The following is a 23,906-nucleotide window of genomic DNA, read 5'->3' as shown; positions in this document are numbered from 1 at the left end:
GGATTCCGGCACCCCGGGAGATCCGGGCGGCACCCTAGCCGTCGCGGCCGGGGCACCCTGGGGTGCGTACGTCCTGCGGTGTCGACCATCCGATCGGATCGGGGCCGCCGGGGTGTATCAAGCCGCCGCCGGGGCCCCCGTAGGGTGGCCGTCCACACCGCAGGCGCTCCCGTGGAAGGACCATCCGTGCGTATCGGCCTCAACCTCCCCCACTACGGCTCCCTCATCAGCCCCGAGGCCGTCACGGAGGTCAGCCGCGCCGCGGAGACCCTGGGGTACGACAGCCTCTGGACCGGCGACCGCCTCCTGTCCCCGCTGACCCCGGGCGACCGCTACCCCGGCGGCGACGGCACGATGCCCGCCGAGATGGGCACGTACCTGGACCCGCTGACCGCGCTGGCCTTCGCGGCGGCCGGCACCTCCCGCATCCGCCTGGGTACGAGCACCCTCAACGCGCCCTGGTACAACCCGGTCCTGCTGGCCCGCACGCTGACCACGCTCGACGTGCTCAGCCGCGGCCGCCTGGACGTCGGGCTGGGGCTGGGCTGGATGCGCGACGAGTACACCGCGGCCGGCGTGCCGTGGCGGGACCGGGGAGCCCGCCTCGACGAGATGCTCGACGTGCTGGAGGCGGTCTGGGGCACGGACGTCGTGGGGCACGAGGGGCCGCGGTTCCGCGTACCGGACAGCCGCATCGAGCCCAAGCCGGTGCAGCGGCCGCGCCCGCCGATCCTGCTCGCGGGCCTGCGCCCGGAGGCCACGTCGCGCATCGCGCGCCGCGCGGACGGCTGGCTGGCGGTGGGCCTGCCGCTGCCGTACCTGCGCTCCCTGTGGGAGAAGATCAAGACCGAGGCCGAGGGGTACGGCCGGGACCCGGCGGCGCTGCGCATGGTGCAGCGGCTCAACCCGAGGCTGTCCGCGTCCCCGGCCGACCCGGCCCAGGTCCCCGCGACCGGCACCCTCGAGCAGGTCGCGGCCTATGCGAAGGAGGCGGCGGCGGACGAGGTCTTCGTCGACCTCACGCTGACCGTGACCCGCCGGGACGAGATGCTCGACATCGCCGCCCGCTTCCTGGAACTCATGAAGGCCGGGTGAGGCACAGCGGGCTCACCGGCGCGGCGGCGCGAACTCGTTGGTGCGTGCCTGCATGCGGGCGGACCGAAGGCGCATGAAGCCCGCGCCCGCCGAGACGCCGGTGATGACGACGAGCGCCGCGACGATGATCTGGTGACCGAGCTCGACCCGGTCGTCGGTGGCCTCCGCGGCGGGGCTGAGCCACGACTCGTGGGCCTGGGCCGCGGGCGCCGCCGCGCTCGCCGGGCTCTGCGCGTCCAGCGGTACGGCCACCGCCCCCGGCTCGGCCGACCGGGACGTCTTCGGGGTGGCCCGCTTCGCGGGCTTGGTGGCCGCCACCGCGACCGGCGCGGAGATCACGAGGTCGGAGCAGGAGTAGTACGTGTCCGGCGTGCTCGACGTCTGCCACACCGTGTAGAGCACGTGCCGCCCGGTACGGTCCTTGGGCAGCTTGGCGCTCATCCGGTAGCTGCCGCCCCGCAGCGGCGGATCGGTGACCGTGAGGATCGGGTCGCCGAGGTCGCCCCAGCCGAGCGGCCGGGCGGGGTCGTACCCCGAACGGGTGAGATAGACCCGGAAGGTGCCCTCGTGCGGGATGGTGCCGGCGTACCGGATGGGGAGCGTGCTGCCCGCCGTGACCTTGGTGGCCGGCCAGTCTTCGCGCGGCAGGTCCAGACCGCGGAACTCCGGCAGGTCCCCGCTGCAGAGGTTGCCGTCGGGGATGTACTGCCGGTCCTTGCCGCCGACGTTGGGCACCCGCAGGTTGTCGAAGGAGCCGAAGGGCCGCCCGTTCGCCGCCCGGGCCGCCTTGCACGCGGCCGAGCCGGTCTGCTCGCCGCCGGCCGCGCAGGCCGCCGTCCGGCTGATCGGGGAGGTCGGCGCGCCGTGCGCCAGGGCCGGCGCGGCGGGCAGGACGGTCGCGGCCGCGGCGATCCCGCCGGCGACGGCGAGAGCTGCGGTACGGCGGACGGACCTCATGCGACCTCCTCGGCGGCACACCTGCGGGCGGAGCGGGCCCACGGCGGACAGTACGGAGATCCGCCGCGGATCGTTCACCTCGCAGGGGTGGCGCTGCCCGAAAGCACATCGAGCTGTGGTTGCATGGCCCTGCACGCAATCGACACAGGAGGACACATGCAGAAGCCCGACGTCGGCCCCATCACCGGTGAGCCGCCCGCCGAGCTGGTCGCGGAGGACCTGGTCGTCGGCGACGGCGACGAGGCGAAGCCCGGGCACCAGGTCAGCGTCCACTACGTGGGCGTCGCGTTCTCCTCGGGCAAGGAGTTCGACGCCTCCTACAACCGGGGCGCGCCGTTCGAGTTCGGCCTCGGCGCCGGTCAGGTCATCAGCGGCTGGGACCAGGGCGTGGCCGGCATGCGCGTCGGCGGCCGCCGCAAGCTGACCATCCCCCCGCACCTGGGGTACGGCGCCCGCGGCGCCGGCGGCGTGATCAAGCCGAACGAGACGCTCATCTTTGTGGTGGACCTGCTCGGCGTGCGCTGAGCCAGGGCCGGCAGGCCGCGCGGGCCGGGACGGGCGTCGCCTGTCCCGGCCCGTCGCCGTCCGGGTCCCCGGCCGGGCCGCGGGACAGCTGCGCGGGGTCGAACGGCTCGCCGATCGGGGTCATCGCGCCGCCTTGAGGTCGGCGCAGCCGGTCTCGCCGGGCAGCAGCGGCCGGAAGCGGACGGTCCACCCGTTGCCGCCGGAGATCCACGGCGTCCGCGCGGTGGCGTCCTTCGCCGCGGCCAGGATCGCGTCGAGCTGGTCGCCGGTGGCGGTGACGCAGCTGAGCTTGAGCGCCGGGGTCAGCGGCTCCCCGGGCAGCGCGGGGCCGGGCCACTCCTTGCCCGCCGGCCGGCCGGGCAGGTCGTCGCCGGGTTCGACCCACGGCGTCACGATCGCGGCCAGGACCTCGGGCTTGTACGGCTGCGCGCCGGGACCGGCGGCGAGCTTGTCGGCCTGGTCGATGAAGCCCTGCAGCTTCGCGCGGGCCTGCCGCTGGGCGGGGGTGAGCTGCGGGTCGTCATCGCGCGCCTCGCGCAGCGCGTTGGCCGCGACCGTCTGCTCGCCGGCTGCCGTGACGACGGTGACCTCGGTGGTGGTGGCGTCCGCGACGCCGGGCTGGCCGAGGTCGGCACCGGAGCGCACCCCGGCCGCGACGGCGCGCTCGACGAGGTCGCGGACCTGCTGCGGGGAGATCATGCGGACCTGCACGTTGGGCAGCGCGGGGCCGGGGTAGATCGCTGTGACCGGGCCCTCGAAGATCATCCGGCCGTCGGCGTACACGCTCAGGTCGGGCAGCCGGCCGGCGAGCGCGTCGGGTCCGACGAACCCGCCGGAGTGGCTGACCCGCAGCACGAGCCCGTCCGCGCCCGCCGGGGACCCGGGCGGCGAGGAGGACGGCGCGGCACCGGCCCCGCCGTCGGTGCCCGCCTGCGCACAGGCGCTGATCAGGAGGAACGTGGCGGCGGCAGCGACCGCCCCCAGGCCGCGAAGTGTCGTCATGGTCGTCTGACGTACCCCCGTCACCGCCCGGTTCCACCGCCGCGCGAAAAACGTGCCCCTTACTTCACCGACCCCAGCGACAGGCCCTGCACGAGCTTGTCCTGCGCGGCGAAGCCGGCCACGAGCACGGGCAGCGAGACCACGAACGCGGCCGCGCACAGCTGGGCCAGGAAGAGGCCCTGGCTGGTCACGAAGCTGGTGAGGAAGACGGGCGCGGTCTCGGCCACGGTGGCGGTCAGGACCCGGGCGAACAGCAGCTCGTTCCAGCTGAAGATGAAGCAGATCAGCGCGGTGGCGGCGATGCCGGGCATGACCACGGGCGCGATCACCGACCGCAGCGTCTTGCTCAGCCCCGCGCCGTCCATCGCCGCCGCCTCGAGCATCTCGACCGGCACCTCGGACAGGAACGAGCGCATCATCCACACCGCGATCGGCAGGTTCATCGCGGTGTAGAAGACGATGAGCAGCCAGATGTTGTCCAGCAGGCCGGTGTTCTGCGCGAACAGGTACAGCGGGAGCAGGCCGGCTACGACGGGCAGCATCTTGGTGGACAGGAAGAAGAACAGGACGTCGGTCCACTTCTTCACCGGCTTGATCGACAGGGCGTACGCGGCCGGGAACGACAGCAGCAGCACCAGCAGGGTGGAGAGGATGCTGGCGGTCAGCGAGTTGAGCAGCGGCGGCCACGGGCTCGCGCCGCCGGAGAAGAACTCCCGGTAGCCCTCGAGGGTGAGCGGGGCGAGCACGGCGGGCGGGTTCTGCGCGGCCTCGGCCTCGGAGTGGAACGAGGTCAGCACCATCCACACCACGGGCAGCACGAACAGGATGCCGACCACCCAGGCCAGCAGGGTCAGCCCGGCGTTGGCCCCCTCGCGCCGCTTCTTGGCCGGCCGTCCCCGCTCGTCGCGCGTGGCGGCCACCGGTGCAGTGTCGGTGATACTCATCGTCCCGCGTCCTCTCGGAACAGCGACGAAACCGTACGCAGTGCGAACGTCGCGATGATGATCGTGCCGACGACCACGACGACCGCGGCGGCGGAGGCCCGGCCGTAGTCGTGGGCCTGGTAGAAGATCTGGTAGATCGTGTACGGCAGGTTGGCCGTGCCGAGCCCGCCGGACGTGATCGTGAAGACCGCGTCGAAGTTCTGCACGATGTAGATCGAGCCGAGCAGCGCGCCGAGCTCGAGGTACTGGCGCAGGTGGGGCAGCGTCATGCTGCGGAAGATCTGCCAGTTGTTCGCCCCGTCGATGCGGGCCGCCTCGATGACGTCGAGCGGGCGTCCCTGCAGGCCGGCCAGCAGGATCAGCATCATGAACGGCGTCCACTGCCAGACCAGGGCGAAGATCACCGACCACAGCGGCATGTTGCTGATCCAGTCCGGCTGCGGCGGGTTGTCGGAGCCGAACAGCTTCCAGATCCAGGTGAGCGCGCCGTTGAAGAGGCCGTACTCGGGGTTGTAGAGCGCGTGCTTCCACAGCAGCGCGGCCGCGACCGGCACCACGAGGAACGGGGCGATCATCATGGTCCGGACCGCGCCCCGGCCCCGGAACTTGCGGTCCAGCAGCAGCGCGATGCCCAGGCCGAGCACGAGGCTGATGAGCACCACGCCCGCGGTGAGCAGGATCGTGGTCCAGACGGCGTCGCGCATGTTGACGTCGGTGAACACGCGCCGGAAGTTGTCGAAGCCGGCGAAGCCCACCTCGTCGGGGTAGTACGCGTTCCAGTCCATGAACGAGATGACCAGCGTGGCCACGAACGGCAGCTGGGTCACGACGATCATGAACACGAGCGCCGGCAGCAGGGGCGCGCGCCGGATCCACGCGGCCGTGCGGCGGGCCCCGCCGGGCGGCGGCTCGGCGGTGCGGGGCGAGGTGCCGGTCTGTTCGGCGACGGACGTCATGACGGCACCTCAGCCTTCCTCACGCGACTTGTAGCGTTCGGCGACGTCCTCGGCGAGCCGCTGGCCGCGGTCGAGGGCCTCGGTGACGCTCATCTGCCCGGCGATCGCGGAGCTGACGTACTGCGAGGCCTGGGTGCCGAGGTCGGTGAACTCCGGGATGTCGACGAACTGGATGCCGAGCGCCGGGCGCGGCTGCACGCCGGGGTTGCGCGGGTCGGCGCTCGCGATGGCGTCCCGGGTGGGCGCGGCGAACGCCGAGGCCACCTCGAGGTAGTCGGGGTTCTCGTACGTGGAGGAACGCTTGCCGGCCGGGACGCTGGACCAGCCGACACGTTCGCCGACGAGCTGCTCGTACTGCTTGGACGAGGCCCAGGAGATGAACTTCCAGGCGTTGTCCTTCTTGTCGCTGGCCTGCTGGATGCTCCAGGACCACGCGTACAGCCAGCCGGAGCTCGGCGTACGCACGACCGGGGCGGCGGCGTACCCGATCTTGCCCTTGACCGGGGAGTCGGCCGCCTCGAGCGAGCCGGCGGCGCTGGTGGCGTCGTACCACATGGCGACGTTGCCCTGGATGAAGTTGTTGAGGCACTCGGTGAAGCCGGCCTGCGGGGCGCCGGTCTCGCCGTGGGCCCGGACCAGGTCCACGTAGAACTGGGTCGCCTGGCGGAACTCCGGCGCGTTCACCCGGGCGGTCCAGTCGGCGTCGAACCACGTGCCCCCGAAGGTGTTCACGACCGTGGTGAGCGGGGCGAAGATCTGGCCCCAGCCGGGCTGGCCGCGCAGGCAGATCCCGGCCATGCCGGGCTGCTTGCCGTCCACCCGCGCGGCGATGTCGGCCACCTGCTGCCAGGTCGGCTTCGCCGGCATCGTGATGCCCTGGGCGTCGAGCACGTCCTTGCGGTACATCAGGAACGACGACTCGCCGTAGAAGGGCTCGCCGTACAGCTTGCCGTCGTCGGCGGTCAGCGACTGCGTCATCGGCTTGAGGATGTCCGCCTGATCGAACGCCGTGTCGGCGCGGACGTAGTCGTCGAGCGGCGCGATCCACTTGCTCCGGGCGTAGATCGGGATCTCGAAGTTGCTCAGCGACGCGACGTCGTACTGCCCGGCCTGGCTGGAGAACTCCTGACTGATTTTGTCCCGGACGTCGTTCTCCGGCAGCACCGTGAAGTTGACCGAGATCCCGGTCTGCTTGGTGAAGGTGTCCGCGGTCAGCCGCTGCAGATCGATCATCTGCGGGTTGTTGACCATCAGCACGTCGATGCTGTTCGCCCCACCCGAGCCGCCCCCGCCGCCACCCCATCCCGCACATCCGGCGAGTGCCACGGCCAGCAGCGCGGTTGCCGTTCCCGAGAGCAGACGAGCACGTGACACGGGGCCTCCCCAGCGAGGCGGGACATCGGACCCAGTACATGCCTGTGATCGACGCGGTGTCAACAGCTCGTAACAGTGTGCAGCATAAATAGGTGTCGAAGTCTGCCCGCCCAGCGCTACGCGATGACGCGTACCGCCCGGCCCCGTACGGCCACCACGTCGCCGGGATGCAGCTGCCGCCCCCGCCGGGTGTCCACCTCTCCGTTGACCGTCACATCACCGACGGCGATCAGCACCTTGGCCTCTCCCCCGGTGTCGATGAGATCCGCGAGCTTGAGGAACTGTCCGAGTCTGATCATGTCGCCGCCGATGGGCACCTCACGCATGCGACCATCATGCGCCACGGGTCCGCGAAGAAAATCTCCGAGGCGTTGAACCATTCCGGCGCGCGGCCCGAACTACCGGGCGTGAGTCGACTCGAGAAGCACCGCCGGGCGGGCGTACTGGCCGCCACCGTCGCCGCTGGTGTGCTCGGCTTCGCGGCCCCCGCCGCCGCCGACGTGACGGTCAGCCCGCCCAGCGTCCCGCAGGGCAGTGGCCAGAACCTCGCGTTCACGGTGACGAACACGGCCGCCAGCTCGATCACCCGGCTCAAGCTCGTCCTGCCGCCCGACCTGCCGGTCGCGGAGGTGTACCCGCTGTCGGTGGACGACTGGGCGCCGCAGATCGAGAACCGCAAGGTCGACGCCCCGCTGACGCCGATCCACGGCGGCGACCCGGTGACCGAGACCGCCGCGTCCATCACCTGGATCGCGATGCCGGGCAAGGCGCTGCCGCCGGGCGAGTCCGCGGACCTCACGGTCGCGATGGGCCCCATGCCCACCACCGGGAGCCGGATGAGCTTCACAGTGCAGCCCACGTACGCCGACCCGGCCAAGGGCGTCCCGATGCCACCGGTCGCGCTGACGCTGACCCCGGCCGCGCCGGGCCAGGAAGCGGCCGGTCACTCCGCGCACGGCACGACCGGCGCCGAGGGTACGAGCGACGCCGACGCCGCGACCTTCGCGGCCCTGGCCGCGGCCGCCGACGACGGCCCGGGCTTCTGGACGATCGGCGGATGGGTCGTCGCCGGCCTCGCCCTGGCGGCCGGCGCGGTGGCCGTCCTGCGGTCGCGCCGCCGGCCCGCCGCCGAGCCGCAGACCGGCGAGCAGGACGAGCACGAGGCGAAGGAGCTGGCGACGGCGGGAGCGCCGCGGGTGACCGCCTGGAGCTACCGGGACGGCCCGCAGGAGTGACGAGACGTCCCGCGCAGGTGGGCGCGGGCTTGTCGTGGCGATGCGCGTGGGGCGCGGACCACGACATGCGGGTGGGGTCCAGGGCAAGACCCACGACTCGCGTCGGGCGGGGCGGGAAGGTTCGGCTTCCCGCCCCGCCAGCACATCTTCAGACCGAGACCGTGCGCGGGGTCTTGAGGGCCTCGACGATCTCGCCCAGGACCCTGGGCGCGTCCTCGTGGGACACCTGACAGGTGCCGGCCGCGAGGTGGCCCCCGCCGCCGTAGCGCAGCATCACCTCGCCGATGTCGACCGGCGAGGTGCGGTCGAGGATCGACTTGCCGCAGGCGAACACGGTGTTCTGCTTCTTGAAACCCCAGATGACGTGCACGGAGACCCGGGCCTCGGGGAACAGCGCGTACACCATGAACCGGTTGCCGGCGAAGATGGTGTCCTCGTCGCGCAGGTCCACGATCACGACGTCGCCGTCCATCCGGCTGACCCGCTGGAGCTGCTCGACGAACATGGCGGAGGAGTCGCGGTACATGTCGACCCGCTCGGCTACGTCGGGCATCTTGAGGATCTCGTCGATGCCCATCTGGATGCACGCGTCGATGAGCGTCCGCATCAGGTCGAAGTTCGCGACCCGGAACTCCCGGAAGCGGCCCAGCCCGGTGCGGCTGTCCATGATGAAGTTGAGCAGCGTCCAGCCACCGGGATTGAGGATGTCGTCGATCGTGTAGTCGGCCGAGTCCGCCTGATCGACGGCCCGCATGAGGTCGTCGGGCACCTCCGGGAACCGTTCCGCGCCGCCGTAGTACTCGAAGACCACCCGGGCCGCCGAGGGCGCGTCGGCGTTGATGATGTGATTCGGCCGGTCACCCTGGTTACGCAGGGTCTCCGAGTGGTGGTGGTCGAAGACCAGGTGGGCCTTGGGGTGATACGGCAGGTTGGTCAGAATGTCACGGTCCGTGATGTCGGCCGTACCGTCCTGGACGTCCTTCGGGTGCACGAATTTGATGTCGTCGATGTCGATGACGTTCATGAACTTCAGCAGGACGGCACAGACCAGGCCGTCCATGTCGCTGCGCGTCACGAGCCGGTACTTCACGAGCTTCCCCCTCTGGGCCGACGGCGGCTTACTTCCCAGTTTGCCACTTTTGAGGCTATGGCCCTGGCGGCATCGGCGTACCGGTTTGATCCGACCGGCACACGCGCTGCGTAAAGTTCAGGCGGAAGCTCACGTACGCGGTCGGAGGAAGACCAGACGATGGACACCGTTCCCCAGCTCGCACAGGACCGCAACGCCCCGCCCGCCACGTTGGTGATCTTCGGCGCGTCCGGCGACCTGACCCGCCGCAAGCTGCTGCCGGCCGTGGAGAGCCTGGCCCGGCACAACCGCCTCCCCGGCGAGTTCGCGCTCGTGGGTGTGGCCCGCACGCCGATGGAGGACCACCAGTTCGCCGACAGCGCGCTCGGCACCCGCAGCCTCGCGGACAAACCGCAGCTCCAGGGCGGAGTCAGGTACGTATCGGGCGGCTACGACGACCCGGGGACGTACAAGCGCCTCGCCGAGGTGCTCGACGAGCTGGACGCCACCCGCGGCACCTCGGGCAACCGGATCTTCTACCTGTCGACGCCCGCCGAGGCGTTCGAGCCGGTCATCAACGGTCTGGCCGGCGCCGGGCTGAACCACGCCCGCGAGGGCGCCTTCGCCCGGCTGGTCATCGAGAAGCCGTACGGCAAGAGCCTGCAGACCGCCCGCGAGCTGGACGGCATCGTGCACGCGGCGTTCGACGAGCCGCAGGTCTTCCGCATCGACCACTACCTGGGCAAGGACACCGTCCAGAACGTGCTGGCGCTGCGCTTCGCCAACGCCATCTTCCAGCCCATCTGGAACCGGTCGTGGGTCGACCACGTGCAGATCACCGTCGCCGAGACGCTCGGCGTCGGCACCCGGGGCGGCTTCTACGAGCACGCCGGCGCCATGCGCGACATCGTGCAGAACCACGTGCTGCAGGTCCTCGCGCTCGCGCTGATGGAGCCGCCGGCCTCGTTCGACGCCGAAGGGCTGCGCAACGAGAAGGTGAAGCTGCTGCAGGCCATCCGCCTGCCCACCGACCGCGACATCGCCGACCTGGCCGTGCGCGGGCAGTACACCCGGGGCGGCACGCGTGAGGACCTCATGGCCGGCTACCGCGAGGAGACCGGCGTCGACCCGCTGTCGCGCACCGAGACGTACGCGGCCATGCGACTCAACGTCGACAACTGGCGCTGGGCCGGGGTGCCGTTCTACGTGCGTACCGGGAAGCGGCTGCCGGCCCGGGTCACCGAGGTGGCGCTGCAGTTCCAGCGGCCGCCGCACCTGCCGATCCCGACCAACCAGCTCACCGAGCTCGAGGCGGACGCGCTGATCCTGCGGATCCAGCCCAACGAGGGCATCTCGCTGCGCTTCGGCGCCAAGGTCCCGGGCCACTCCTTCCGGGTGCGCACGGCGAGCATGGACTTCTCGTACGAGCAGACGTTCCGCGAGGAGTCCCCCGAGGCGTACGAGCGGCTGCTGCTCGACGCGCTGCTCGGCGACCCGACGCTGTTCATCCGTACCGACGAGGTCGAGCAGTGCTGGCGCATCGTCGACCCGATCATCGAGCACTGGTCCAACGACCCGTCGCCCATCCCGACGTACGAGGCGGCCTCCTGGGGCCCCACGGACGCCGACCGCCTCATCGGCCGCAGCGGCCGCAAGTGGCGCAACGAGCTCTGACATCACAGCACCCCACACCGGCCGGGTCTCGCACGTCGAGGCCCGGCCGCTGTGCGCGGCGCCCGCGCCCGGCCGAATTCGCCCGCGCCGGGGACCTCGCCTAGGGTGGAGACACCACCGTCCGACCCCGGAAGACCCACGGCTGACCCCTGCCCGCCCCACGACGAAAGCGACACCCCCATGCAGGTCTCGGTCGCGCACCACCCGCCGAACACCGCCGTCCTGACCCTGCGCGGCTCGCTCGACATCGACACCGCGCCCTCGCTGAAGGCCAACCTGGGCCGGCTCGTCGAACGCCCCACGCCGCGCGTCGTCGTGGACCTCTCGGGCCTCGACTTCTGCGACTCCATGGGCGTCGGCGTGCTGGTCACCGCCCACGGGCGGGCCATGGAACGCGGCGGCTGGGTCCGCCTGGCCGCGCCGTCGGGCTTCCTGCGCCGGCTGCTCGACACCCTCGGCCTCACCGACTACCTGTCGCTGCACGCCGATGTGGAGACCGCCCTCAAGGACTGAGGGCCGAGGACGCCGGTTCGCGCCGGATGGCAAGATCGTGCCCTATGAGTGATCTCGATCCTGTCGCGGCTCGCTTGTGAGGGCGGTCATCGTCGCGGCCGCGGTCGCGTTCATCGTCTCGCTGTTCGTCACACCGGTGGCGATCCGGGTCTTCAGCGCGCTCAAGGCCGGGCAGCCGATCCGCGCCCTCGGGCTGGCCTCGAACGAGGGCAAGACGGGCACCCCGGCGATGGGGGGCGTCGTGTTCATCCTGGCGACCCTGGTCGCGTACGTGGCCGGGCACGTCGCGTTGATCACGCTGCCCGATCGCCAGATCGTCCAGGAGAAGCCGACGATGACGGCCCTCGTCCTGCTCGGCCTGTTCGTCTCCTGCGGCGCGGTCGGCTTCCTCGACGACCTCCTCAAGGTCCGCAAGCGCAACTCCGACGGCGTGTCGGCCCGGGGCAAACTGCTCGGCCAGGCGGTCATCGGCATCGGGTTCGGTATCGCCGCCCTCTCCGTGGCGAGCACCAACGGCCAGACCGTGGTCAGCGAGAAGATCTCGTTCATCCGGGACATCGGGTGGCTGGACGTCGGCAAGGTCGGCGCGGTGATCGCCTTCGTCTTCGTGATCACGGCCATGTCGAACGGCGTGAACCTCACCGACGGCCTCGACGGCCTGGCCACCGGGGCGTCGACGCTGGTGCTCGGCGCGTACGCGCTGATCGGGTACTGGCAGTACCGGCACTGGTGCGCCGACGAGACGTACGCCCGCGCGCACGACTACTGCTATCAGACCCGCGATCCGCTCGAGATCGCCATGATCGCGGCGGCGGCCGCCGGCGCCTGCGTGGGCTTCCTGTGGTGGAACACGTCCCCGGCACGGATCTTCATGGGCGACGTGGGCGCGCTCGGGCTCGGCGCGCTGATCGGCGGGCTCGCGGTGGCGACCCGTACCACGCTGCTCTCGATCCTGATCGGCGGCCTGTTCTTCATCATCACGGTCACCTGGGTGATCCAGATCGTCTCGTACCGCACCACCGGCCGGCGGGTCTTCCGGATGGTGCCGCTGCACCACCATTTCGAGCTGGCCGGGTGGAGCGAGGTCAACATCGTGGTCCGGTTCTGGACCGTGGCCGGCGTCTGCGTGGCGGGCGGCCTCGGCCTCTTCTACTCGGATTTCCTGGCGGCCGCCGGGTAGGGCCACGGCCGTGGCCCTACCCGGGCGCTCTCAGAGGTACGGCCGGGTGATGAGCTCGATCGCGTGGCCGGACGGGTCCTTGAAGTAGACGCCGCGGCCGCCGTGCTCGTGGTTGATCTCGCCCGGGCGGCGCATCTGCGGATCCGCCCAGTGCACGACGCCGCCGTCCCGCAGCCGCTGCAGGGCCCGGTCGAACAGGTCGTCGTCGAGCAGGAAGGCGTAGTGCTGCATCTGGATCTCCACCGGCGGCTCGGCGAACTGCAGCAGCACGCCGTCGCTGAGCTGGATGTTGGTGAAGACGCCCCAGGACGGGGCCTCGGGGAGCTCCAGGAGCTCCCGGAAGAAGCCGGCCGACTCGGCCCGGTCCTTGGACGCGATGATGGTGTGGTTGAACGTGACTGTCACGGGTGAACCTCGCTGATCGCTTCGGTACGGGAATGGACGCTCGGTGCTCGAAGCACTGGGAGGTCCGCGTGCCGAAACGGCCGGGGGCGCCGGGCGCGCCCCGCGTGGGGTCAGCTGTCCACCGGATGACCCGTCCGTGAATGGCGTATCGCCGGTCCGGTGTTCACGGAGGAAACCCTATCGGATGCGGAGGCACCCCGGGGAACCCCCGGGGCGCCTCCTTGCGTGCGGGAAGGATCAGCTGGTGAGGCCGAAGACGATCCGGCCGAGCGTGTCCTCCGTACCGATGAAGCCCTCGGCCGGGCTGAACCGGTCGTCGCCGAAGTCGACGTCGGTGTCGTCCGCCGTGCCGCCGACGCCGTCGGGGCCGACGCCGAACAGCACGTCGAAGTTGGCGCCGCCGGAGTCCATCAGGTTGGGCACGTCGTCGGAGTTGTCGGTGTGCCAGTCGCCGAAGAAGTGGCCCGCCTCGTGCGCGGTCACGTTGCCGATCGCCTGGCTGACGAAGGCGACCCGGTCACTGGCGTCGGTCAGGTACGTGTTCAGCGAGGCCGGCCCGCCCGCCGGGTCGCTCAGCACGTCCTGCAGGACCAGGGCGGTCTCCTCGGTCTCGAAGTTGCCCGGGTCGATGCTCTGCGCGATGCCGATCGTGCTGACGCCCGACTCCTCGATCGTGCCGCCGATGATGATCCGGCTGACGTTCTTCTGACCCCACGGGTCCGGGTCGTCCTTGCTGTTGAGGATCTTCAGCTTGAACCGGTTGTTGAGGCCGCTGGCGATGAGGTCCTGCTTGATGTTCTCGGTGACGCTGGCGACGATGCCGTCGATCACCTCGTCCTCCTGCGCCCGGGTGAGGCCCCAGCGCGCCAGGAACGCCGAGAACGGGCTCAGCGTGACGTTGCCCGTACCGTCGAAGATGCCGGTGTTGACCCGGGCGCCGTCGAAGTCGAGGAACAGCGTCTGGTTGGGCCGGGTGCCCTGCAGCGGCGGGCGGTAGGCCTCCACCGTGATGTCGTAGCTGCCGCTGCCCTCGGCGACGCCCACGTAGTGCCAGCCCGCCTTGGTGGCGACGTAGTCGGTGGCCGCCTTGCCGCCGCCCGGCAGCTTGGAGTCCGCCGGGTAGATGAACGTGGCGTCCTGGTTGGAGCCGTGCACCTCACGCGGCACGGTGTCGTACACCGTCAGGTAGGACGGCGCGCCCTTGACCGACGCGCCGAGCACGTCGCCCGGCTTGAGCTTGACCGCGAAGAAGTCCCGGTCGGCCGCGGCCGCCGAGATCGTCACCGTGTACGGGCCCTCGCCCGCCCCGCCGTCGCCGCTGGCCGGGTCGAACGGGTCGGCCGGCAGCCCGCTGTACGCCGCCACGACCGCGTAGTACGTGCCCGCCGCGGGCACCGAATACGTCATGCGGCTGTCGAAGTCCGGGCCGGAGTCGTCGTCGGAGGCGACCACCGTACCGTCGGCGGTGTAGAGCGCGACCAGCGTGTCGAGGTCGCCGGTCGGCGTGTCGGTGGCCACCGTGATGGTCTGCCCGGCGGCCGCGGTGACCTTGTAGAAGTCGAAGTCGTTGGTGCCGGTGCCCGCCGAGCCGTGCGGGCCGTCACCGATCTGCGCCGACGTGACGATCGCGCGGCGGCTCGGGCCGATGCCGGTGTCGCCGGCGAGCGGGATGGAGCCGTCGTCCTCGGGCGTGGCGGCCCGGGTGACCGGCGTGACCGACTCGTTGTCGAGCGAGCCGAGGATGCGGATCGCCGAGTTCTGGCCGGCACCGGTGCCGAAGATGGAGATCCGCTGCGCGTTCGCGGGGTTCTCGTTGGAGCCGAGCGTGCCGTCCGGCTCGTCCTCGTCCACCACGACGGCGGCGGCCGCCTTCGCCGCGGCCGAGGGCGCCCCCTGCGCCTTGAGCCGGGCGGCGGCCTTCGCGACGGCCTGCTTGTTCAGGTACGCCGCCCAGCCGCTGTAGTCGGCCTTGCTCGCGTCGGGCAGCAGGGACAGGAACGGGTTCGGGCCGGCCGGCTTCTTGCCCGGGGCCGCCTTCGGAGCCACCGGCAGGCCGGCGGCCAGCGAGGCCTGGTCGGCGGGGCTGAGCCCCGGATCGGACGGGTTGGGAGCGGCGTGCGCCACGCCCGGCAGGAGGGTTGCCAGGCCGAGCACGACCGCACCGACGGTCGCGATGCTTCGTCGCATCAGGTATCCCCCTTCAGCGCGTCCGGGGCCCCCGCCACGAACGGCAAGGGGGACGCTACTGAAGAGGGTGATCAATATCTAGGGATCTCGATGAGCCTTAACAGGTGTGTGTCCCTTTAGGGCAGTCATCATGGCGTGACGGTCTCCAGCGCCGCCACGGCCGCGCCGCGTGCGCCGGCCATGTCGAGGTCCGGCACGAGCGCGAAGGTGGCTGCCGCCTGCTGCTCGCGGCGGAGCTGGGTGTGCTCGCGGACGGTGTTGAGGAACCACTGCCGGAAGTGCGGCGCCGCCTCCACCACTCCCCCGCCGAGGAAGTACGCCGCCGGGTCGGTGAAGTTGGCCGCGATGGTGAACAGCTTACCGATGGCCTTCGCCTGCTGGCCGAAGACCGCGAGCGCCATCGGGTCGTCCTTCTCGCCGTACCCGCGGAGCATCTTGGCCGCCTTGCCGATCGGCTCGGCCGCGAGCGGGTGGTCCGGGTAGCGCGACAGCCAGTACGGCAGCAGGTTCTTGGTGATGCCGGTCAGCGAGGCGACGCTCTCGACGTCACCCTCGAAGCCGCAGTTGCACACGGGGATCGGCTGGTCCTCCTCGAGCACGCCGTGCAGCGGGATCTGCACGTGCCCGAGCTCGCCGGCCATGCCCGCCGCGCCGCTGACGACCTTGCCCCACTCCACCACGCCGCCGCCCAGGCCGGTGCCGACGATCGCGGCGACCGAGGAGCGGTGGGCGGCGTCCGCGCCGAAGTGGCGGTGGTGGGCGTACAGGGCCGCCGCGTTGGCGTCGTTGTTGTAGATCACCGGCAGGCCGATGCGGGCCTCGAGCGCGCCCCGGATGTCGAAGCCGTGCCACGACACCTGGGAGAAGTTGGTCGAGCCCTTCGAGGAGATGACGCCGTCCGCGCTGGCCGGGCCGGGGGTGTCCAGGCCGACCGCGCGGACCAGGCTGGACGGGGTGCTGGTCAGCGTGAGAATGCCGGTGAACGCCTCGGCGAGCGCCTCGACCGCCGATTCCGGCCCGTCCTGCACCCGGCTCGGGTTCTCCACGAGCCGGTCGACGAGGAACTGGCCCGTCGCGTCGAGCACTGTCGCGTTGTTGCAGGTGCCGCCGTTGTCGAGCCCGACGACGACCCAGGACGCGGGGGTCCGTACCGCATCGATGTGATCCACGAAGCCGAGCGTACGTCCGCGCGGGCGCGGACGCGACGGGTGCGGGCGGATTGCGTGCCGTTGCGGGCCTGTTGCCCCGGCAGCGACGGGCCGAGGGCCCGCCGGCTCACCCGAACCAGGTCATGGCCTGCCCGTGCGACCGGGTCCAGGCCAGCGGCACGCCGTCCAGGGCGAGCACGTTGCACAGCGGCCCGTCCGGGGGGCCGGGGAGGCCGTCGTAGCCGATCACGTCCGCGGCCTCGTTGGCCACCCAGTGCCCCGGCAGGGCCCGCGCCACCTCGGCGAACGCGGCGCGGCGGGGCCCGGGCACGTGGTAGAGCACCGAGGTGTGGAAGACGACGAGGGTGGCGCCGGCCGGGGCGCGGGCCGCCAGCGCGGGAAGGTCGTCGAGCAGGTCACCACGGACCAGCACCGGCGGGTCGGCCGCGGCGATCGCCGCCGCGGCGCGCAGCCGGTCGCGGCGATGGGCGTGCTCCGGCCAGATGAGCGCGTCGAGCCAGGCCACGTCCGCGGGGTCGGTGACGTCCAGCGGGTTGACGTCCAGGCCGGCGCGCCACACGACCTCGGGAGGCATCCGCGGCAGGGGCGTGGCTGTGACCGCGCAGTCCAGGACCGGCGAACCGGCGCCGACCCGGTGCTCGCCGTAGCGGTAGGCGTACCGGTCCGGGTAGAGACACAGACCCGCGGACGCGCCGACCTCCAGCAGCGCCAGCGGCTGCGGCAGCGCCGCCAGCACGGGCAGCAGCACGGCGCAGCGCCCGGCCTCGTTGGTCTGGGTGAGCCGCCGCCGGACCTCGGCGGACACGGCGGGCCAGCGATCCCGGACGAACGACCGGAACGCCGCCGGGTCCTCCACCGGGCCGCCGAGCAGGCGTACGACGGCGAACAGCAGGTTCGGCTGCCACTTGTCCGGCGGCAGCGAGCCGATGAGGCGCAGCAGCCCGTCGTCCTCGGACACCGCACGGGCGAGCCGTTCGTAACCGGGTGAGACGCCGCGCGCCTCGTGCGTGGCGAAGGCGGCGTACACGTCGGCGACCGTCACGCCGACCATCATGCCGGTTGTAAGATCCGCCTCGATGGCGACACGAGGGCCGCTGCGGCCGACCGACCCGCGCCGGCTGGGCGCGTACCGCATCGAGAGCCGCCTCGGGCAGGGCGGCATGGGCACCGTCTACCTGGGGCGCGACCCCCACGGGCGGCCGGTGGCGATCAAGGTCGTCAAACCCGAGTACGCGGACGAGGAGGAGTTCCGCGCCCGGTTCCGCAGCGAGGTCAACCGGGCCCGGCAGGTGCCGCCGTTCTGCACGGCCGAGCTGCTCGACGCCGACGCCGACCACGAGACGCCGTACCTGGTCGTCGAGTACGTCGACGGCCCCAGCCTCGCCGAGGTGGTGGCCGACCAGGGACCCCTCAGCGGCGGCAACCTGTACAGCGTCGCGGTCGGGGTGGCGACGGCGCTCGCCGCGATCCACGGCGCCGGGGTGATCCACCGGGACCTCAAGCCGGGCAACGTGCTGTTCGCGCTGGGCGCCCCGAAGGTGATCGACTTCGGCATCGCCCGGGCGTTCGAGGCCACCAGCCGGCACACCCGTACGGATCAGATGGTCGGCACGGTCGCGTACATGGCGCCGGAGCGGTTCGAGGCGGACTCCGCCCGGATCGTGGGGCCGGCCGCGGACGTCTTCGCGTGGGGTGTCGTCGTCGCGTACGCGGGCACCGGCCGGACGCCCTTCGGCGGCGACTCGGCCGCCGCCACGGCCGGCGCGATCCTCACCCAGCCGCCGAGGCTGGACGGGCTGCCGGCGCCGCTGCGCGACCTGGTCGCCATGACCCTGGAGAAGGACCCGGCGCGCCGGCCCACCGCGGCCGAACTGCTCGACCTCCTGCTCGCCGCCGGGACCCCGGACGCCACGGCCGCGACGACCCTCGCGAACGGTCCCGAGCTGCGGCGCGCGGCCCTGGCCGCCCAGCAGACCGCCGCCCGGCCGGCCCGGGAGCGGAACACCGGCGTCGGTTCGCGGCGGTGGGGCCGTACGGCACCGGCGCTGGCGGCCGCGGCCGTCGTCGCGACCGCGGCCGGGCTGCTCACGCTGACGCCGGCCCGGGAGGTGCTGTTCGGTTCGGCGGAGGTTCCGGCGGTGGTCGCTTCCCCATCGGGCACTACTGCGACGCCCAGCAGGCAGACCTCACCGCGCCGCAGCGCCGGGCCCACCCGCAGCAGCGCCACCGCCTCGGCCGCCCCGGGCGAATACGAGAACGATGTGGTGATCCCTTCACCGCCCCGCACGAAGGCCGTGCGGACGTGCCGCAACGCCGACACCAGCGTCACGGTCACGGCGCAGAGCGACAACCCGACGACCTCGGGTACGCAGAAAGCGCTCGTCTCGGTCTCCAACACGTCGGACGCGTCCTGCCGCGTCGACGGCCGGCTCACGATCCGCCTCTACAACGCCGCGGACGAGGCGGTGCCGGTCCCGACGCGGGGCGTGAACGAGCCCGGCGAGGCCGTGAAGATGGTCCTGCGGCCCGGCGGCGGCGCGTTCCAGGGCATCAAGTGGCAGGCGTGCGACAAGAGCGACGCGGACTGCCCGACCGGCAACACGCTCCGCGGCAGCCTCGACCCGTCGAGCCGCGGCGTGGTCGCCACGCTGGAGGGCTTCCCGGCGGCCGTCGACAGCGACATCACGATGAGCTCGCTGCAGCTCGGCACCCTCCAGCCGAGCCCACAGGGCACCGTGGCCTGGTGACCCGACCACCTAACCTGTCTGCATGCGACGCTTCCACGATGAGACCTCACCGGCGCAGAATTCCGCGAATGCGACCTGAGCAGAGCGCGGATGGTCGGCGTGGTCATGCAGAACGCCGAGATCGACGGCCTGGTCACCCATCTCGTGGTCAACGGGGTCGAGGTGATGTCGTACGTCGAGGCTGAGCTCGACCGTCGGCACCCGGTACGGCTGCTGATCCGCTCGGATCAGCCGGACGACCTGCGAGAGGCCTGGCGGCAGCTGCAGGACGATTGGGCGACGACCGCCGAGCGAGTTCGGTCGATGCCCCGGAACAGCGAGCATCACGGCGTCGACGGCGAGTGGTCGATGGTCGAAACCCTGCGCCACCTCGTCTTCGTGCACGACTCGTGGTTCCGACGCTGCGTGCTCGGGCTCACCGAGCCGTTCACGGCCATGGGACTGGGTCCACCGTTCACCGTGGACCAGGAGGACGGGCGCGACCCGTCCGCCCGGCCGAGCCTCGACGAGGCGCTCGCCGTACGAGCCCGGCAGGCTTCGGAGATCGAGACATGGCTGGCCGAGGTCACGCCTGATCAGCTCGCGAAGACCGCGCCGGTCCCGGACGACGACAGATGGCCCCCGTACGCCAAGGGGCGGACAGTGCGGCAATGCCTCGGCACTGTGCTCAACGAGGAATGGGCTCATCACCGGTTCTGCAGGCGTGACCTGGACAAGTTGTCCCGTCAGGACACTTCCAGGGTTCAACCGTCTCCGTCGCTGGGGGCCGGTGACGCCTGCGCGTCTCCGATCGGCGAATCCATCGCGTAACGCCACAGCGTCGCGCCGATCCCTCTCAGTCGTACGGCGAGAATCGCCACCGCCACGACTCCGCCGACACATTCCACCACGCCACTCAATTGCTGACCCCTCATTGCGGTCTCTGCGCCGTCGACGACAAGGGCCGGCCCGAGAGCCAGGAGTGCCGAGAAGATATCGCTGTCCGGTCGCACGTACGACCTGACCATGGCTGTGGCGACCACGAGCGCCCCTCCGATGTCGGCTATGGCCAACAAGATGCGCTTGTCGTGCAACGCAACGGCGCCCAGCGCCAGATAGAGCAGAGCCAGGCTGCCCGCCGTCGGCCGAATCGCGGCCTGAGTGACCTCCTGGACGTTGTCCGGACGTTTGATCAAAGCCGTACCGATGAGAATCCCGCTCGCGCCCATGGCTCCGAAAACCACCACGAGAAGCAACGCCGAGCCGCCGAGCTGGACGAACAGCATCGCTACGGCGAAGCTCACGGCTCCCAAGGCCGTGACTATCGATCCGGCCAGGCGCATCCGTCCGAGAATGAGCGCGATGCCCGCTACGGCGACGCCGGCGCCGAAGGCGCTCCGTACTGCTGCCGCGGTGCCTTGGTCACCGACTCCATGTGCGCAGAAGGCCACACCGGATGCCGTCAGAAGCATGCCCATCGTCGACGGCGCCAGCAGATCGGCCGGGGTGGCCAGTGCGGCAGCACAGCCCATCGCCACTGCGGCGATCAAGAGGTACGCGACCCACCGCTCGGGCAGCAGCAACGAAGCAACGGCGGTCGAAAGCGCGCCGGCGCAGCAGACCCACCTGAACCAGCCGATGGCCCGGGACTCGGGAACGTTGCGGCTCAGTAGCCACCCTCCGACCAGGAGAGCCGTGACGATCCACAGGACACCGGCCCATCGGTAGCCGAGGTCATCACTGACGACGTTCACCGTCACACCCGAGAGAAAACTCACCGCTATCGCGATGAGCCTGGAGACGCGTACGGCCATACCAGCCGAGGAGGACGTCACGTCAGTTGCTTCCGGAGCGTCGTTCGTGGGCACGCCGCTCACCACACCATCAGAACCGCACGGCCGCAATCGCCGGTTCGAGTCTTCTGCGCCGCTCGGGCAGCCTCCGTACGGGCACGCGGCAGCCTCCGACCGGTGACCTGCGACCCTCCGCCGAGGAAGTTCAGCCCTACGGTTCCCGCCCCTTTCCGCGGTACGCCGAAAGTGCGGCGGTAGGCCCGCTGACCCGGGGAGGGAAACCATGCGAATCCGCACGCGAAGTTCTGTCATCCTCGCCACCGCGCTGCTGGCTGCCGGCGCGGCACTCGTGGGGTCGCCCGTCCAGGCGGCCGGCGGCTACCGTGCCGTCGAGCTGAATGTGGAGGGTTGGGCCGAGGACATCAACAATGTGCGGCAGGTGACCGGCAGCTTCATCAACGAGGACTTGAAGTGGCACCCGTTCCTCTGGGAGCACGGTCGCCTGACCGATCTCGGCGCCCTGCGGTCCGGGGCCAATGAGTTCGCGTACGCCCGCGACATCAACAACCGGGGTCAGGTGGTCGGCGACAGCGCTGTCGCGTGGGGTGACGAGGACGTGAACAGCCATGCGTTCCTGTGGGATCACGGGGTGATGACCGACCTCGGCACGCTCGGCGGCGAGGACAGCGTGGCCCTCGCCATCAATGATCGTGGCCAGGTCTTCGGCAGCAGCAGCGTGGCCCCGGGTGAGCATCACGCGTTCCGCTGGGAGCGCGGCGTGATGACCGACCTCGGGCCGTTCCGGGTCGCCGACGCCAACGATCGTGGCCAGGTCGTCGGCGACGACGTGCTGTGGGACCGGGGCGTGGTGACCAGGCTCGGCTTCCCGTCGGCGGCGGCGATCAACAACGCCGGATGGATCGCCGGGAACGGCTACGACGAGACGATGACGCAACACGGCTATCTGTTGCGGTCGGGCGTGGTGACCGACCTGGGCGTCGGAAGCTACGCCATCGACCTCAACAACCGCGGCGTGGTGCTGAGCGACGGCTACGGGGGTCCGTTCCTGTGGCGGGCCGGCCGGGTGACCCATCTGGCCTCGTTCGGCGTCACCAGTGTCAACGCGCTGAACGACCGCGGCGACCTGGCCGGCACGACGACCCCGGACGACGGCAGCCCCGGACATCCGGTCGTCTACCTGCGATGAGCCGGGGATGGTGCAAAACATAGCGGTACGTATATAACGACATGGACACTCAGCAACGCCGCTGGTACTAAGTTGGGCGTGCTGAGGGCCCTCGAATGGATCGTGCTGGGAATCGGCAGCGCGGCCGCCATCGTCTACGGCGTCCGTCGTCACCGACCCGCGCGGACCGGCCCTTGGCTGCTGCTGGCCGGCGCCATCGTGGCGAGTGCCGCCGGCGACGTGACGACCGCGTTGAACCGGCCCGGCGTGGCCGACGTCTGCTTCTACGTCATGATCGCGCTGATCGCCTGGAGCCTGCTGCAGCTGACCCGGGTCGGTGCGATTCTCGTCGACCGGGCCCGGCTCATCGACCTGCTCGCGTTCGCGTGCTCGACGTTGCTGGTGGTCTGGGTCTTCGTCATCGGCGACGCGGGCCGGATAGGCGACGTCTCCGGGGCGTACGTGATCGGGGCCCTGCTGCTTCTCGCGGTCGTCGCCCGCCTGCTGGTCGCCGTGGGCCGGAACCTCTCGGCCGTGCTGCTCGTCATCGGTGCGGTGGGCGTTCTGGTCAGCGACATCGTGCAGCCGCTGTGGCCGGGCCGGATAAGCGAGTCCGGGTTCGTGGTGCTCTACCTGGCCTGGGGCGCCGCCGCGCTGCACCCGTCGATGGTCCGGCTCACCGATCCGGCGGCGCCGCGGCCGAGCCCGTGGCGCGGGCGCTGGGCGGCGCTGCTGGGCGTCTCCGTCGCCACCCCGCCGATCGTCTTGCTGATCGAGGCGATCCACGGCACGGTCGGTGACGGCGTGGTGATCGCCGTGGCCGGCGCGATCACCCTGCTCCTGACCATCACGCGGCTGACCGACTCGGTGACCCTCAACGGCCAGGCGCTGACGCGTGAGCGCGCCCTGCGGCAGGCGAGTGCCGCGCTGGTCGCCGCCGCCGACACAGCGGCCGTGGACGAGGCCGTCCGGGCCGCGGTCGCCCAGCTCATGCCGCCGGACGCCGTCCGCAGCACCGTCTTCGCCGTCGACGACGGCCAGCTCACGCCCGGCGCGATGCCGGGACCCGAGGCGGGCCCGGCGCATCGCAGCTGGTGGATCGACGACCCGGACCCCGACTACGCCACCCTGGTCTGTCCGCTCCGGCTGGAACCGCTCGCCGTCGCCCGGCCCAGCGGTGGAGCGCTGATCCTGGTGGGCCGCCGCGACACCCTCACCGCCACCCGCGACACCCTCGAGGTGCTCGCCGGTCAGGCGGCGCTCGCGCTGGACCGCATCTCGCTGGTGGAGGCGGTCGGCCGCCGCGACAGCGACCTCTACCTGCGCGCGGTGATCCGGAACAGCGCGGACATCACGGTGGTGATCGACGAGGACCAGCGCATCCGGTACGCCAGCCCGTCGCTGCGCGAGCTGCTCGGCGTCGACGACCTTCCGCCGCTGGCCACCCTCGACGACCTGGTGCATCCGGACGACCGCGTCCAGCTGCGTCAGGCCTTCCGCGGCTCCGGCGACGGGGTGGTGTACTGCGCGCTGCTGCGGCCCGACGACAGCCAGGTGCTGGTCGAAGTCACGTACCGCGATCTGCGCGCGGACCGCCTGGTCCAGGGCTTCGTGGTGACGATGCGAAATTTCCCCCAGGGCCATGAGCCGGACGAGCGGATGGCCCGACGCGACAATCTGGACGAGCTGCCGGCCCGGGTGAACCGCCGCAGCGTCCGGGACAAATTCCGCTACTAGCCTCCATTCGCCCCGTCCGGGGCCGGGTCTCTTGACCGCCCGGAGCGATGATGCATAGATTCCTGTCTTGCTTCCGGAAGAATTCCGAAAGTTTCGGACCTGCGTCATCGTCCTCGTCGCAAGGAGTTCCGATGCGTCGTCTTTTGATCTCCCTTTCCGCCGTCAGCGCTGTCGTGCTG

General features: G+C 71.2%; 22 protein-coding genes. 10 read left to right on the top strand and 12 right to left on the bottom strand.

Translation table 11 applies throughout. The annotated features are described in order from the left end of the window. The first annotated feature begins 186 nt into the window (after positions 1 to 186). The gene (locus AB0K03_RS12970; RefSeq protein WP_364683790.1) at positions 187 to 1,095 is read left to right on the top strand and encodes a TIGR03619 family F420-dependent LLM class oxidoreductase; all 909 of its coding nucleotides are present in this window, start codon (positions 187 to 189) and stop codon (positions 1,093 to 1,095) included. A gap of 12 nt (positions 1,096 to 1,107) precedes the next feature. On the opposite strand, the gene AB0K03_RS12965 is transcribed toward AB0K03_RS12970, so the two are convergent. Then, the gene (locus AB0K03_RS12965) at positions 1,108 to 2,052 is read right to left on the bottom strand and encodes a lytic polysaccharide monooxygenase (RefSeq protein ID WP_364683789.1); all 945 of its coding nucleotides are present in this window, start codon (positions 2,050 to 2,052) and stop codon (positions 1,108 to 1,110) included. A gap of 156 nt (positions 2,053 to 2,208) precedes the next feature. On the opposite strand from AB0K03_RS12965, the gene AB0K03_RS12960 reads away from it, so the two are divergent. Then, positions 2,209 to 2,577: an FKBP-type peptidyl-prolyl cis-trans isomerase gene (locus AB0K03_RS12960; protein WP_364683787.1), complete on the top strand. Its 369-nt coding sequence runs from the start codon at positions 2,209 to 2,211 to the stop codon at positions 2,575 to 2,577. A 120-nt stretch (positions 2,578 to 2,697) separates the two neighbouring features. Here AB0K03_RS12960 and AB0K03_RS12955 read toward each other — a convergent pair whose 3' ends face one another. The 5 genes from AB0K03_RS12955 to AB0K03_RS12935 all read right to left on the bottom strand — a co-directional run bounded on the left by AB0K03_RS12955 (position 2,698) and on the right by AB0K03_RS12935 (position 7,179). Then, on the bottom strand, positions 2,698 to 3,579 hold the full coding sequence (locus tag AB0K03_RS12955) for a hypothetical protein (protein WP_364683785.1): 882 nt from the start codon (positions 3,577 to 3,579) through the stop codon (positions 2,698 to 2,700). A 59-nt stretch (positions 3,580 to 3,638) separates the two neighbouring features. Further along, positions 3,639 to 4,523 (bottom strand): carbohydrate ABC transporter permease, encoded by an 885-nt coding sequence (locus AB0K03_RS12950; protein ID WP_364683783.1) that lies wholly within the window; start codon positions 4,521 to 4,523, stop codon positions 3,639 to 3,641. Beyond that, on the bottom strand, positions 4,520 to 5,479 hold the full coding sequence (locus tag AB0K03_RS12945) for a sugar ABC transporter permease (protein ID WP_364683781.1): 960 nt from the start codon (positions 5,477 to 5,479) through the stop codon (positions 4,520 to 4,522). Before AB0K03_RS12945 ends, AB0K03_RS12950 begins: the two co-directional genes overlap by 4 nt. Before the next feature lie 9 nt (positions 5,480 to 5,488). After that, positions 5,489 to 6,853, bottom strand: coding sequence for a sugar ABC transporter substrate-binding protein (locus AB0K03_RS12940; protein ID WP_364683779.1), 1,365 nt, complete (start codon positions 6,851 to 6,853; stop codon positions 5,489 to 5,491). 116 nt (positions 6,854 to 6,969) lie between these two features. Continuing rightward, positions 6,970 to 7,179 (bottom strand): RNA-binding S4 domain-containing protein, encoded by a 210-nt coding sequence (locus AB0K03_RS12935; protein ID WP_364683777.1) that lies wholly within the window; start codon positions 7,177 to 7,179, stop codon positions 6,970 to 6,972. A gap of 81 nt (positions 7,180 to 7,260) precedes the next feature. Here AB0K03_RS12935 and AB0K03_RS12930 point away from each other — a divergent pair, with 81 nt between their 5' ends. Next, entirely contained in the window at positions 7,261 to 8,088 is an 828-nt protein-coding gene (locus AB0K03_RS12930; RefSeq protein WP_364683775.1) for a DUF1775 domain-containing protein, read from the top strand. 148 nt (positions 8,089 to 8,236) lie between these two features. On the opposite strand, the gene AB0K03_RS12925 is transcribed toward AB0K03_RS12930, so the two are convergent. Beyond that, a complete protein-coding gene (locus AB0K03_RS12925; protein WP_364683773.1) occupies positions 8,237 to 9,178 on the bottom strand; it encodes an exopolyphosphatase in 942 nt (313 codons plus the stop codon). A 159-nt stretch (positions 9,179 to 9,337) separates the two neighbouring features. On the opposite strand from AB0K03_RS12925, the gene zwf reads away from it, so the two are divergent. The 3 genes from zwf to mraY all read left to right on the top strand — a co-directional run bounded on the left by zwf (position 9,338) and on the right by mraY (position 12,524). Next, on the top strand, positions 9,338 to 10,831 hold the full coding sequence (gene zwf / locus AB0K03_RS12920; RefSeq protein WP_364683771.1) for a glucose-6-phosphate dehydrogenase: 1,494 nt from the start codon (positions 9,338 to 9,340) through the stop codon (positions 10,829 to 10,831). A 180-nt stretch (positions 10,832 to 11,011) separates the two neighbouring features. Further along, a complete protein-coding gene (locus tag AB0K03_RS12915; RefSeq protein WP_199512874.1) occupies positions 11,012 to 11,344 on the top strand; it encodes an STAS domain-containing protein in 333 nt (110 codons plus the stop codon). A gap of 76 nt (positions 11,345 to 11,420) precedes the next feature. Next, positions 11,421 to 12,524 carry a phospho-N-acetylmuramoyl-pentapeptide-transferase gene (mraY, locus tag AB0K03_RS12910; RefSeq protein WP_364683769.1) on the top strand — a complete coding sequence of 368 codons (1,104 nt, stop codon included), beginning with the start codon at positions 11,421 to 11,423 and terminating at the stop codon, positions 12,522 to 12,524. Between the two features lie 30 nt (positions 12,525 to 12,554). Here the strand turns inward: mraY and AB0K03_RS12905 are convergent, their stop codons facing one another. From AB0K03_RS12905 to AB0K03_RS12890, 4 genes are all read right to left on the bottom strand, one after another. After that, positions 12,555 to 12,929, bottom strand: coding sequence for a VOC family protein (locus AB0K03_RS12905; RefSeq protein WP_364683767.1), 375 nt, complete (start codon positions 12,927 to 12,929; stop codon positions 12,555 to 12,557). A 237-nt stretch (positions 12,930 to 13,166) separates the two neighbouring features. Then, positions 13,167 to 15,116: a PPC domain-containing protein gene (locus tag AB0K03_RS12900; RefSeq protein ID WP_364683765.1), complete on the bottom strand. Its 1,950-nt coding sequence runs from the start codon at positions 15,114 to 15,116 to the stop codon at positions 13,167 to 13,169. A 128-nt stretch (positions 15,117 to 15,244) separates the two neighbouring features. Continuing rightward, positions 15,245 to 16,285 (bottom strand): ROK family protein, encoded by a 1,041-nt coding sequence (locus tag AB0K03_RS12895; protein WP_364683763.1) that lies wholly within the window; start codon positions 16,283 to 16,285, stop codon positions 15,245 to 15,247. 106 nt (positions 16,286 to 16,391) lie between these two features. Next, positions 16,392 to 17,327, bottom strand: a complete 936-nt coding sequence (locus AB0K03_RS12890; protein ID WP_364683761.1) for a DUF2332 domain-containing protein — start codon at positions 17,325 to 17,327, stop codon at positions 16,392 to 16,394. A gap of 34 nt (positions 17,328 to 17,361) precedes the next feature. Here AB0K03_RS12890 and AB0K03_RS12885 point away from each other — a divergent pair, with 34 nt between their 5' ends. Together AB0K03_RS12885 and AB0K03_RS12880 are read left to right on the top strand one after the other, a co-directional pair. Continuing rightward, entirely contained in the window at positions 17,362 to 19,032 is a 1,671-nt protein-coding gene (locus AB0K03_RS12885) for a protein kinase domain-containing protein (RefSeq protein ID WP_364683759.1), read from the top strand. A 90-nt stretch (positions 19,033 to 19,122) separates the two neighbouring features. Continuing rightward, positions 19,123 to 19,842 carry a DinB family protein gene (locus tag AB0K03_RS12880; protein WP_364683758.1) on the top strand — a complete coding sequence of 240 codons (720 nt, stop codon included), beginning with the start codon at positions 19,123 to 19,125 and terminating at the stop codon, positions 19,840 to 19,842. Here the strand turns inward: AB0K03_RS12880 and AB0K03_RS12875 are convergent. Next, on the bottom strand, positions 19,776 to 20,879 hold the full coding sequence (locus AB0K03_RS12875) for a hypothetical protein (RefSeq protein WP_364683756.1): 1,104 nt from the start codon (positions 20,877 to 20,879) through the stop codon (positions 19,776 to 19,778). The genes AB0K03_RS12880 and AB0K03_RS12875 overlap by 67 nt on opposite strands. A 208-nt stretch (positions 20,880 to 21,087) precedes the next feature. On the opposite strand from AB0K03_RS12875, the gene AB0K03_RS12870 reads away from it, so the two are divergent. Continuing rightward, a complete protein-coding gene (locus tag AB0K03_RS12870; protein WP_364683754.1) occupies positions 21,088 to 22,011 on the top strand; it encodes a hypothetical protein in 924 nt (307 codons plus the stop codon). 78 nt (positions 22,012 to 22,089) lie between these two features. Then, positions 22,090 to 23,727, top strand: a complete 1,638-nt coding sequence (locus AB0K03_RS12865) for a PAS domain-containing protein (protein WP_364683752.1) — start codon at positions 22,090 to 22,092, stop codon at positions 23,725 to 23,727. Positions 23,728 to 23,906 lie beyond the last annotated feature (179 nt).

This window comes from Actinoplanes sp. NPDC049316 (assembly GCF_040677315.1).
Classification (GTDB): domain Bacteria; phylum Actinomycetota; class Actinomycetes; order Mycobacteriales; family Micromonosporaceae; genus Actinoplanes.
Note: the sequence above shows the minus strand (reverse complement) of the source record. Positions and strands in the feature narration are given on the sequence as shown.

Bases quoted from the DNA above. Each gene is read 5' to 3' on its own strand.
- AB0K03_RS12960 (WP_364683787.1), top strand. From the start codon at position 2,209: ATGCAGAAGCCCGACGTCGGCCCCATCACCGGTGAGCCGCCCGCCGAG.
- zwf (WP_364683771.1), top strand. From the start codon at position 9,338: ATGGACACCGTTCCCCAGCTCGCACAGGACCGCAACGCCCCGCCCGCC.
- AB0K03_RS12950 (WP_364683783.1), bottom strand. From the start codon at position 4,523: ATGAGTATCACCGACACTGCACCGGTGGCCGCCACGCGCGACGAGCGG.
- AB0K03_RS12915 (WP_199512874.1), top strand. From the start codon at position 11,012: ATGCAGGTCTCGGTCGCGCACCACCCGCCGAACACCGCCGTCCTGACC.
- AB0K03_RS12965 (WP_364683789.1), bottom strand. From the start codon at position 2,052: ATGAGGTCCGTCCGCCGTACCGCAGCTCTCGCCGTCGCCGGCGGGATC.
- AB0K03_RS12870 (WP_364683754.1), top strand. From the start codon at position 21,088: ATGCGAATCCGCACGCGAAGTTCTGTCATCCTCGCCACCGCGCTGCTG.
- AB0K03_RS12880 (WP_364683758.1), top strand. From the start codon at position 19,123: ATGGTCGGCGTGGTCATGCAGAACGCCGAGATCGACGGCCTGGTCACC.
- AB0K03_RS12900 (WP_364683765.1), bottom strand. From the start codon at position 15,116: ATGCGACGAAGCATCGCGACCGTCGGTGCGGTCGTGCTCGGCCTGGCA.
- AB0K03_RS12955 (WP_364683785.1), bottom strand. From the start codon at position 3,579: ATGACGACACTTCGCGGCCTGGGGGCGGTCGCTGCCGCCGCCACGTTC.
- AB0K03_RS12885 (WP_364683759.1), top strand. From the start codon at position 17,362: ATGGCGACACGAGGGCCGCTGCGGCCGACCGACCCGCGCCGGCTGGGC.
- AB0K03_RS12945 (WP_364683781.1), bottom strand. From the start codon at position 5,479: ATGACGTCCGTCGCCGAACAGACCGGCACCTCGCCCCGCACCGCCGAG.
- AB0K03_RS12935 (WP_364683777.1), bottom strand. From the start codon at position 7,179: ATGCGTGAGGTGCCCATCGGCGGCGACATGATCAGACTCGGACAGTTC.